Genomic DNA, 9395 nt, shown 5'->3' with positions numbered 1-9395 from the left:
TAGAGCAAGCCAATACGCATAACGACATCGAAGAATACCCGCGCGCCCCCGTACGGGTCAAAACGCGTCGGATTCCCGGGCCGGGAGGGGCCGTTCGGGACCCGTGGGGACCGGGCGTCCGCCGGGCCCTACCGCTTGCGCTCGACCCGCCGCTCGTCCCAGACCGGCTCGGTGGACTCCCTGACCAGACCGTCGGACCCGAAGACCAGATAGCGGTCGAAACTGCGCGCGAACCACCGGTCGTGCGTCACCGCGAGCACCGTGCCGTCGTACGACTCCAGGCCCTCCTGAAGGGCCTCGGCGCTCTCCAGGTCGAGGTTGTCCGTGGGCTCGTCCAGCAGCAGCGCGGTGGTCCCGGCCAGCTCCATGAGCAGGATCTGGAAGCGGGCCTGCTGCCCGCCGGAGAGCTTGTCGAAGGGCTGGTCGCCCTGCCGCTCCAGCTCGTACCGCCGCAGGACGCCCATGGCGCGGCCCCGGTCGTGCGCGTGGTCGCCCCACAGGATGTCGACCAGGGTGCGGCCGAGCAGTTCCGGGTGCGCGTGGGTCTGCGCGAAGTGGCCGGGCACCACCCGCGCGCCGAGCTTGAACGTCCCGGTGTGCGCGACGCTCCCGTCCCCGGCGAGCAGCCGCAGGAAGTGCGACTTCCCCGAGCCGTTGGAGCCGAGCACCGCGACCCGCTCGCCGTAGTAGACCTCCAGGTCGAACGGCTTCATCAGACCGGTCAGCTCCAGCTTCTCGCAGGTGACCGCCCGTACGCCGGTACGTCCGCCGCGCAGCCGCATCCGGATGTCCTGCTCGCGCGGCGGCTCCTGCGGGGCGCCCCCGTCCTCGAACCGCTTCAGCCGGGTCTGCGCCGCGTGGTAGCGGGACGCCATGTCGGGGCTGTTCGCCGCCTGCTGGCGTAGCCGCAGCACCATCGCCTTGAGCTTGGCGTGCTCCTCCTCCCAGCGCCGCCGCAGCTCCTCGAAGCGCGCGAAGCGCTCCTTGCGGGCCTCGTGGAAGGTGTCGAAACCGCCGCCGTGCACCCACACCGTGGACCCGGCCGGGCCGGTCTCGACGGCGACGATCTTCTGCGCGCTGCGGGCCAGCAGTTCCCGGTCGTGGCTGACGAACAGCACGGTCTTCTTGGTGAGGGCGAGCTGCTCCTCCAGCCAGCGCTTGCCCGGCACGTCCAGGTAGTTGTCCGGCTCGTCGAGCAGCAGCGTCTCGTCGGGACCGCGCAGCAGGGCCTCCAGAACCAGCCGTTTCTGCTCACCGCCCGAAAGCGTCTTCACCTCGCGCCACTGCGCCCGCTCGTACGGCACGCCGAGCGCGGCCATCGTGCACATGTCCCACAGGGTCTCGGCCTCGTAGCCGCGCGCCTCGGCCCATTCGGCCAGGGCGTGCGCGTACGCCATCTGCGCCGGTTCGTCGTCCTGCGCCATGATCGCCAGCTCGGCCGCGTCGACCGCCTTGGCGGCGGTCCGGATCCGCGGGTGCGCGACGGACACCAGCAGGTCACGTACGGTGCGGTCGTCGCGGACGCTGCCGACGAACTGCCGCATCACCCCGAGGCCGCCGCTGACCGTGACCGTGCCGCCGTGCGGCTTGATCTCGCCGGAGATCAGCCGCAGCAGCGTGGTCTTGCCCGCGCCGTTGGCGCCGACCAGCGCGACCACGGCGCCGTCGCCCACCCGGAACGAGACGTCGCCGAGCAGCGCCCGCCCATCCGGCAGGTAGTACTCCAAGTGCGCTGCTTCCACATGTCCCATGTCCTGGATTCTCCCTGTGGGGCGCGATCCGCCCCAACTCGTTTTCGTGAGGTCTCCACCGGCGCGTTCACCGGTGCGTTCTCCGGTGTGTTCACCGGTGTGTTCACCGGAATATGTGCGCGGCCTGACCGGCAATATGATGCGCGGCATGACTGATGGGCCCGGACAGCAGCCGCAGCCTCCGCAGGAACCCCCCACGAGCGCCCCCGAGGGCGAGCGCGAGGTCCTTGAGGGACGCGTCATCCCCTCTCGGCCCCAGCCGCGCCACGCCGCCGCCCAGGCACCCCCGCAGCAGCCGTCGCCGTACGACGCGCAGGCGCCGCAGGGCCCGCAGCCGCCGTCGGGCCCGGCCGCCGACCAGCCGGCCGGGCCGCCGGGGGGCTACGCGGACGACCCGCGGCGCGGGTTCCGCCACGAGCCGGGACAGTCGCAGCCGCAGGCACCCTCGTCCGGTCCCGCGTGGTCGCCGCAGGCCGAGCAGCCGGGCGCGTACCAGGTACGGCCCGGCGTCCCCGGCCAGGGCGCGGCCCGGCCGCACGCCTCGCTGCCGCCCGCCGCCGCGGCGCCGGGTGCCGCCGAGACCCCCGCGGCTCCCGCGCCGCCGCCCGGCCCCGCCCCCGCGCGGCCCACCGGCCCGACAGGCCCGCGGCCGGCCGCCCAGGGCGCACCCCGAAGCCCGTCGCAGAGCCCCCAGGGCGCCCCGCAGGGCGCGCCCGGCATGGGCACCCACCGTCAGCCCTTCCCGCGCCAGCAGCGCGGCGCGGGACAGCGTCGACAAGGGGCGCACACGCCCGCCTCAGGGCCGGGCGGCCCGCCCTCGGGCGGGACACCCGACTGGGGCGCGCTCGCCGAGCAGCAGGCCGCCAGCGGCGCCAAGCGGCGCAAGCTGATGATGCTCGGCGGCGGGATCGTCGCCGTCGCGGTGATAGCGGGCGGCGTCGCCACCGCCGTCGTCATGTCGGGCGGCTCGGACGACGAGCCGGTGGCCGGCCCGTCCTCGGCCACCAGCGGCGCCACGTCGCAGTCGCCGCTGCCGCCCGCGCCCTCGTTCTCCTCGGTCGCTCCCCCGCCGCCGCCCAACCCGCTGGACTTCATCTCCACCGCCGCCAAGGACACCGCCCCGATCACCGTGGGCGGCCTCTTCCCCGGCAAGCAGTTCCGGATCGGCGGCAACGTCTACTCCCAGACCGCCGCTGCCACCACCGCCAAGTGCGCCGACGGCGCCCGCAGCGAGCTGGCCGCCGCCCTCACCGCCAACGGCTGCCGCAAGCTGATCCGCGCCACCTACGTACGCGGCGGCGTGGCCGTCACCGTCGGCGTCGCCGTCTTCGACGACACCGCCCACGCGGCGAAGGTGCAGAAGACCGCCCACTACCTCGGCCCGCTCAACGGCGGCGGCATCAAGGACTTCTGCCACGCCGTCGCCTGCCAGATGACGTCCAACGCCGTCGGCCGCTACGCCTACTTCACCATCTCCGGCTTCAAGACCGGCAAGACCCTCACCAAGGCCGACACCACCGCCAGGCAGGCCGCCAACGACGCCTCCGACTTCGCCTTCCAGCGCGTCATCCAGCGCGGCCGCGACGCCGCGAGCGCCGCTACCCCGTAACGGCGGCAGCGGGCGCGGCGGGGGCGCACGGCAGGGTCCGTCTGTTGCGGGCCTCCACCGAGCGGGCGGCCAGCTGGTCGTCCGCCGGGTAGCCGACCTCTTCCAGGGTGAGGCCGTGCGGGCGCAGGACCTTGACGGCGGAGTGGCGCTCGCGCCCGGCCAGGACCTCGCCGGGGAAGCCGACCGGGCGGTGGCCGTCGCCGACCAGGATCATCGCGCCGATCAGCGCGCGCACCATGTTGTGGCAGAAGGCGTCGGCGCGGACCGTGGCGACCGCGAGACCGTCGGCCGTACGCTCCCAGCGCAGGTCGAGCAGGGTGCGGATGGTCGTGGCGCCCTCGCGCTTCTTGCAGTACGCGGCGAAGTCGTGCTCGCCGAGCAGGAGTTCGGCCGCCGCGTTCATCCGGTCGACGTCCACCGGACGGTCGTGCCACAGCACGTGGCCGCGCAGCAGCGGGTCCACACCGCCGGGGTGGTCGCCGACGCGGTAGGCGTACCGCCGCCAAACCGCCGAGAACCGCGCGTTGAACCCGGCGGGGGCCGCCGAGACGTCCCAGACGCGTACGTCCCACGGCAGCCGTCCGGCCAGCCGCCGGCGCAGATTGCCGCCCTCGGCCGCCCACACGTCCGCGGGCAGGTCCACATGCGCCACCTGCCCGCGCGCGTGCACCCCGGCGTCGGTGCGCCCCGCGACGGTCAGCTCCACCGGCTCCGCCATCCGTAGCACCGTCGGGATCGCCGCCTCCAACTCCCCCTGCACGGTCCGCCGGGTGCGCTGCTTGGCCCACCCGGAGAAGTCCGTACCGTCGTAGGCCAGATCCAGCCGCACCCGTACGGCGCCGGGCGCCACCTCGTCGCTCACGCGCGCATTCCTCTCAGCGGGATCAGGGGACTCTGGGGACCCTGGGGACTTCGGGGGCCGGGGATCGCGGGGACCAGCGGAACGGGCCCGTACCCCTCCGGCAGAGGGGTACGGGCCCGCGGGGTCGCTCCCGGGGTCTCAGAACGCTCAGGCGTCCTTGGACTCCTTGGGCTCCTCGTCGGCCGGAGCGGCGTCCTCGACCGCGTCGTCCGCGGTCTCGGGCGTGGCGTCCGCCGGCTCGGAGTCCTTCTTGAGGTCGGCCAGAGCCTCGTCACCGGCGCGGTCCTTGGCGGAACGCTTGGTGGCGGCCTCGGCCTCGCCCGTGGCGGCCTGCGCCACGGTCAGCGCCTCGACCAGCTCGATGACGGCCATCGGCGCGTTGTCGCCGCGGCGGTTACCGACCTTGGTGATCCGGGTGTAGCCACCCGGGCGGTTCTCGTACCGCGGCGCGATCTCGGTGAAGAGCGTGTGGACGACGCTCTTGTCCGTGATCGTCTGCAGCACCTGGCGACGGTTGTGCATGTCGCCCTTCTTCGCCTTCGTGATCAGCCGCTCCGCGACCGGACGCAGACGGCGCGCCTTGGCCTCGGTGGTCTTGATCCTGCCGTGCTCGAACAGCGACTTCGCGAGGTTCGCGAGCAGCAGCTTCTCGTGCGCGGCGCCGCCGCCGAGGCGGGCACCCTTCGCGGGCTGAGGCATGGTCTTTCTCCTTCTCCGCTGCACCGGCCGTACGAGGTACCGATGTCAGTGCGAACTGGCGGCTGCCAGCTCGATGGGGGTCCGGGGCGGGGCCCCGGTGCCCTCCCCGTTCGGTGCGAACCGGGAAGGCGCCCGGCGACGGCCGGGACCAGGGGTCCCGGCCGCGCCGGAGGCGATCAGTACTGCTCGGTCTCCACGAAACCGGCGTCCACGTCGTCGTCGGCGCCGAAGGCGTCGGCGGCGGCGGTGGGGTCGAATCCGGGCGGGCTGTCCTTGAGGGCCAGGCCCATGCCGGCCAGCTTCGCCTTGACCTCGTCGATCGACTTCGCGCCGAAGTTGCGGATGTCGAGCAGGTCGGCCTCGGAGCGTGCCACGAGCTCACCCACGGAGTGGATGCCCTCGCGCTTGAGGCAGTTGTAGGAGCGGACGGTGAGTTCCAGCTCCTCGATCGGCAGCGCCAGGTCAGCGGCCAGGGCGGCGTCCGTGGGGGACGGGCCCATGTCGATGCCCTCGGCGTCGACGTTCAGCTCGCGGGCCAGGCCGAACAGCTCGACCAGGGTCTTGCCCGCGGACGCCATGGCGTCACGGGGGCGCATGGCCTGCTTGGTCTCGACGTCGACGATCAGCTTGTCGAAGTCGGTGCGCTGCTCGACACGGGTCGCCTCGACCTTGTAGGTGACCTTGAGCACCGGGCTGTAGATGGAGTCGACCGGGATGCGGCCGATCTCCTGGCCCTGCTGCTTGTTCTGCACCGCGGAAACGTAGCCGCGACCGCGCTCGACGGTCAGCTCCATCTCCAGCTTGCCCTTGGCGTTCAGCGTCGCCAGGACCAGGTCGGGGTTGTGCACCTCGACACCGGCCGGGGGCGCGATGTCGGCGGCGGTGACGACACCCGGGCCCTGCTTGCGCAGGTACATCACGACCGGCTCGTCGTGCTCCGAGGAGACGACGAGCTGCTTGATGTTGAGGATGACGTCGGTCACGTCCTCCTTGACGCCCGGCACGGTGGTGAACTCGTGCAGGACACCGTCGACCCGGATGCTGGTGACAGCGGCACCGGGGATCGAGGAGAGGAGCGTACGGCGGAGCGAGTTGCCGAGGGTGTAGCCGAAGCCCGGCTCCAGCGGCTCGATCACGAACCGGGAGCGGAATTCGTCGACGACCTCTTCGGTCAACGAGGGACGCTGAGCGATCAGCATGAGTGTCGGTCCTTCATTCGTGGGCGCCCGCTATTTGACGCCCCCTGTACTACGAGGATACGGGCGGTACGACGGTTGCCCGTCGTACCGCCCGGCATCGCCTCGGTCCGTACGCCGAAGTAATTGCTTACTTCGAGTACAGCTCGACGATGAGCTGCTCCTGCACCTGGGTGTCGATCACCTGGCGCTCGGGCAGGCTGTGCACGAGGATCCGCAGCTTGCCGGCGTTGGCTTCGAGCCACGCGGGCACGGTCTTGTCGCCGGCCTCGCCCTGGGCCACCGCGAACGGGGTCAGGTTGCGGGACGACTCGCGGACCTCGACGATGTCGCTCACGGACACACGGGCCGACGGGATGTCGGTCTTGCGGCCGTTGACGGTGATGTGTCCGTGACGGACGAGCTGCCGCGCGTGGTCGCGGGACTTGGCGAAGCCGGCCCGGTACACCACGTTGTCGAGGCGGGTCTCAAGGATGCGCAGAAGGTTCTCACCGGTCTTGCCGGACTTCTGGTTCGCTTCCTTGTAGTAGTTCACGAACTGCTTCTCGAGGACACCGTAGATGCGCGCGCACTTCTGCTTCTCACGAAGCTGGAGAAGGTACTCGCTGTCCTTGGTGCGCCCGCGTCCGTGCTCACCCGGGGGGTAAGGACGGATCTCGATCGGGCACTTCGCGCTCTCGCACTTGCTCCCCTTGAGGAAGAGCTTCTGCTTCTCCCGACGGCAACGCTTGCAGTCGGCCCCGGTGTAACGCGCCATTGTCTCGTGTCTCCTGTATCAGCTTGTCAGACGCGGCGGCGCTTGGGCGGGCGGCAGCCGTTGTGCGGGGTCGGGGTGACGTCCTGGATCGAACCGACCTCGAGGCCCGTGGCCTGGAGGGAGCGGATCGCGGTCTCGCGGCCGGAGCCGGGACCCTTCACGAAGACGTCGACCTTGCGCATGCCGTGCTCCTGCGCCCGGCGGGCGGCCGACTCGGCGGCCATCTGCGCGGCGAAGGGGGTGGACTTGCGCGAGCCCTTGAAGCCGACGTGGCCGGCGGAGGCCCAGGAGATCACGTTGCCCGCGGGGTCGGTGATCGAGACGATCGTGTTGTTGAACGTGCTCTTGATGTGGGCGTGCCCATGAGCGACGTTCTTCTTTTCCTTGCGGCGCACCTTCTTGGCTGCGCCCTGACGGCCCTTAGGAGGCATGTGTCAACTTCTCCCGGTGGAGGTGGTCGGTCCTACAGCGAAGACCGCTGATGAGCGTCCGCTGAGGACTACTTCTTGCCCGGCTTCTTCTTACCGGCGATGGCGCGACGCGGACCCTTGCGGGTACGGGCGTTGGTGTGAGTGCGCTGACCGTGGACCGGCAGGCCACGACGGTGGCGCAGACCCTGGTAGCAGCCGATTTCCACCTTGCGGCGGATGTCGGCCTGCACCTCGCGACGGAGGTCACCCTCGGTCTTGAAGTTGGCATCGACGTACTCGCGCAGCTTGACGAGGTCTTCCTCGGCCAGGTCGCGGACGCGGATGTCGGGGTTCACACCGGTCTCCTTCAGCACCTGCTGGGAGCGGGAGCGCCCGATGCCGAAGACGTAGGTGAGGGCGATCTCCACGCGCTTCTCACGCGGGAGGTCAACGCCTGAAAGGCGTGCCATTTTCTTGGCTCCTGATGGTTTCGGAGGTCTTCCGCAGTACCGGCTCCTGACCGCCGACCGCTCGTGTGCTGAGCGGTGGTACGACCAGGTCCCCGGCCTCCGCCGGAGGTGTCATCCCCTTGTGGCAGGAGATGGGCACTGCGTATGTACGTGTGTGCGTCGCGCGAAGTTCTGCGGATGCAGGTAGGTCGGCGTGCGTCAGCCCTGGCGCTGCTTGTGGCGCAGGTTGTCGCAGATGACCATGACCCGGCCGTGACGGCGGATCACCTTGCACTTGTCGCAGATCTTCTTGACGCTCGGCTTGACCTTCATGAGGTGAGGTTCTCCGGGTCTTGAGATCTACTCGTTGCTACTTGTATCGGTAGACGATCCGTCCGCGCGTCAGGTCGTACGGAGAGAGCTCCACAACGACCCGGTCATCCGGGAGGATGCGGATGTAGTGCATCCGCATCTTGCCGCTGATGTGCGCGAGGACCTTGTGACCGTTCTGCAGCTCCACCTTGAACATCGCGTTCGGCAGAGACTCGATCACGGTGCCCTCGATTTCGATGGCGCCTTGCTTTTTGGCCATGTCCTGCTTTCGGGATCGGCTACCTTGGTCGGCCCCAGACATGCCAAAAGACACGCGAGAGCCGACGTGTCAGTCTACGTCACGCCACCCGGAAAGACGAATCAGGGATGTATGCCCTGCCCCGAAGATCCTTAAGCAGGGGAACGTCAGACCGGTGGATCATCACGCCAGCGGGTCCGGAGCGGTCGTGATGCCGTACTCGGCCAGTTTGGCCTTGCCGCAGTCCTCGGCGGTCAGGACGAGGGGGCCGTCCTCGGTGAGGGCGATGGAGTGCTCCCAGTGGGAGGACCAGGAGCCGTCGTCGGACTTGACCGTCCACTCGTCGGCGAGGACGTGAGTGCGGGGGGTGCCGAGGGTGACCATCGGCTCGATGGCGAGGCAGACGCCGGGGATCAGCTTGATGCCGCGCCCGCGCTTCTTGGTGACGTAGTTCAGCAGGTGCGGGTCCATGTGCATCTGGGTGCCGATGCCGTGGCCCCCGTAGTCCTCGACGATGCCGTACTTGCCGGAGGCGGGCCGCGGCTGGCGGCGGATGTAGCCCTCGATCGCCTTGGAGATGTCCTCCAACCGGTTGCCCTTGCGGAAGGCGGCGATGCCCGCCCACATGGACTCCTCGGTGACCCGGCTCAGCTCGATCAGCTCCGGCGCGTGCCCGCTGCCCACGAAGCACGTGAAGGCCGCGTCGCCGTGCCAGCCGTCCACGATGGCACCGGCGTCGATGGCGATCATGTCGCCGTCCTTGAGCACCGTCTCGCGGTCCGGGATGCCGTGCACCACCACGTCGTTGACCGACGTGCAGATGTTGCCGGGGAAGCCGCCGTACCCCAGGAAGTTCGGCTTGGCGCCGTGGTCGGCGATCACCTTCGCGGCGACCTCGTCCAGGTCCTTGGTGGTGGCGCCGGGCACCGCCGCGGCGCGCGTCGCCCGGTGGATCGCCGCCACGACCAACCCGGCCTCGCGCATCTTGGCGATCTGCTCGGGGGTCTTGATCTCCACCATGACGGCTGGCGCCTTCCTCGTGTACGTCAGTGCTCGGGCACCGCCCGCCCCTCGAGGACGGCATGTGCCCA

Annotated in this window: 11 protein-coding genes; 1 reads left to right on the top strand and 10 read right to left on the bottom strand. The window is 70.4% G+C overall.

What is annotated here, in order from left to right:
- Positions 1-128 precede the first annotated feature (128 nt).
- A complete protein-coding gene (locus ACIOC1_RS19365) occupies positions 129-1751 on the bottom strand; it encodes an ABC-F family ATP-binding cassette domain-containing protein (RefSeq protein ID WP_401855544.1) in 1623 nt (540 codons plus the stop codon).
- 148 nt (positions 1752-1899) lie between these two features.
- Between ACIOC1_RS19365 and ACIOC1_RS19360 the strand changes: the two genes are divergently transcribed.
- The gene (locus ACIOC1_RS19360) at positions 1900-3360 is read left to right on the top strand and encodes a hypothetical protein (RefSeq protein WP_401855541.1); all 1461 of its coding nucleotides are present in this window, start codon (positions 1900-1902) and stop codon (positions 3358-3360) included.
- On the opposite strand, the gene truA is transcribed toward ACIOC1_RS19360, so the two are convergent.
- From truA to map, 9 genes are all read right to left on the bottom strand, one after another.
- Positions 3350-4222: a tRNA pseudouridine(38-40) synthase TruA gene (truA, locus tag ACIOC1_RS19355; RefSeq protein ID WP_355340183.1), complete on the bottom strand. Its 873-nt coding sequence runs from the start codon at positions 4220-4222 to the stop codon at positions 3350-3352. The genes ACIOC1_RS19360 and truA overlap by 11 nt on opposite strands.
- 147 nt (positions 4223-4369) lie before the next feature.
- Positions 4370-4921, bottom strand: a complete 552-nt coding sequence (gene rplQ / locus ACIOC1_RS19350) for a 50S ribosomal protein L17 (protein ID WP_355340186.1) — start codon at positions 4919-4921, stop codon at positions 4370-4372.
- Between the two features lie 176 nt (positions 4922-5097).
- Positions 5098-6120 (bottom strand): DNA-directed RNA polymerase subunit alpha, encoded by a 1023-nt coding sequence (locus ACIOC1_RS19345; protein WP_033177813.1) that lies wholly within the window; start codon positions 6118-6120, stop codon positions 5098-5100.
- 127 nt (positions 6121-6247) lie between these two features.
- A complete protein-coding gene (gene rpsD, locus ACIOC1_RS19340; protein ID WP_355340190.1) occupies positions 6248-6874 on the bottom strand; it encodes a 30S ribosomal protein S4 in 627 nt (208 codons plus the stop codon).
- Positions 6875-6900: 26 nt separating this feature from the next.
- Positions 6901-7305, bottom strand: a complete 405-nt coding sequence (gene rpsK / locus ACIOC1_RS19335; protein WP_006376016.1) for a 30S ribosomal protein S11 — start codon at positions 7303-7305, stop codon at positions 6901-6903.
- Positions 7306-7373: 68 nt separating this feature from the next.
- On the bottom strand, positions 7374-7754 hold the full coding sequence (gene rpsM / locus ACIOC1_RS19330) for a 30S ribosomal protein S13 (protein WP_188284659.1): 381 nt from the start codon (positions 7752-7754) through the stop codon (positions 7374-7376).
- Positions 7755-7952: 198 nt separating this feature from the next.
- On the bottom strand, positions 7953-8066 hold the full coding sequence (gene rpmJ, locus ACIOC1_RS19325; protein ID WP_003956441.1) for a 50S ribosomal protein L36: 114 nt from the start codon (positions 8064-8066) through the stop codon (positions 7953-7955).
- Positions 8067-8103: 37 nt separating this feature from the next.
- A complete protein-coding gene (gene infA, locus ACIOC1_RS19320; RefSeq protein ID WP_003956442.1) occupies positions 8104-8325 on the bottom strand; it encodes a translation initiation factor IF-1 in 222 nt (73 codons plus the stop codon).
- Between the two features lie 162 nt (positions 8326-8487).
- Positions 8488-9324: a type I methionyl aminopeptidase gene (map, locus tag ACIOC1_RS19315; RefSeq protein WP_355340194.1), complete on the bottom strand. Its 837-nt coding sequence runs from the start codon at positions 9322-9324 to the stop codon at positions 8488-8490.
- Between the last annotated feature and the right edge of the window lie 71 nt (positions 9325-9395).

Source organism: Streptomyces sp. NPDC088197 (assembly GCF_044741185.1).
GTDB lineage: Bacteria > Actinomycetota > Actinomycetes > Streptomycetales > Streptomycetaceae > Actinacidiphila.
The sequence above is the reverse complement of the archived record's forward strand: the minus strand, read 5'-3'. Positions and strand labels throughout refer to the sequence as shown.

Bases quoted from the DNA above. Each gene is read 5' to 3' on its own strand.
- ACIOC1_RS19365 (WP_401855544.1), bottom strand. From the start codon at position 1,751: ATGGGACATGTGGAAGCAGCGCACTTGGAGTACTACCTGCCGGATGGG.
- rpmJ (WP_003956441.1), bottom strand. From the start codon at position 8,066: ATGAAGGTCAAGCCGAGCGTCAAGAAGATCTGCGACAAGTGCAAGGTG.
- map (WP_355340194.1), bottom strand. From the start codon at position 9,324: ATGGTGGAGATCAAGACCCCCGAGCAGATCGCCAAGATGCGCGAGGCC.
- rpsM (WP_188284659.1), bottom strand. From the start codon at position 7,754: ATGGCACGCCTTTCAGGCGTTGACCTCCCGCGTGAGAAGCGCGTGGAG.
- rplQ (WP_355340186.1), bottom strand. From the start codon at position 4,921: ATGCCTCAGCCCGCGAAGGGTGCCCGCCTCGGCGGCGGCGCCGCGCAC.
- infA (WP_003956442.1), bottom strand. From the start codon at position 8,325: ATGGCCAAAAAGCAAGGCGCCATCGAAATCGAGGGCACCGTGATCGAG.
- rpsD (WP_355340190.1), bottom strand. From the start codon at position 6,874: ATGGCGCGTTACACCGGGGCCGACTGCAAGCGTTGCCGTCGGGAGAAG.
- ACIOC1_RS19345 (WP_033177813.1), bottom strand. From the start codon at position 6,120: ATGCTGATCGCTCAGCGTCCCTCGTTGACCGAAGAGGTCGTCGACGAA.
- ACIOC1_RS19360 (WP_401855541.1), top strand. From the start codon at position 1,900: ATGACTGATGGGCCCGGACAGCAGCCGCAGCCTCCGCAGGAACCCCCC.
- rpsK (WP_006376016.1), bottom strand. From the start codon at position 7,305: ATGCCTCCTAAGGGCCGTCAGGGCGCAGCCAAGAAGGTGCGCCGCAAG.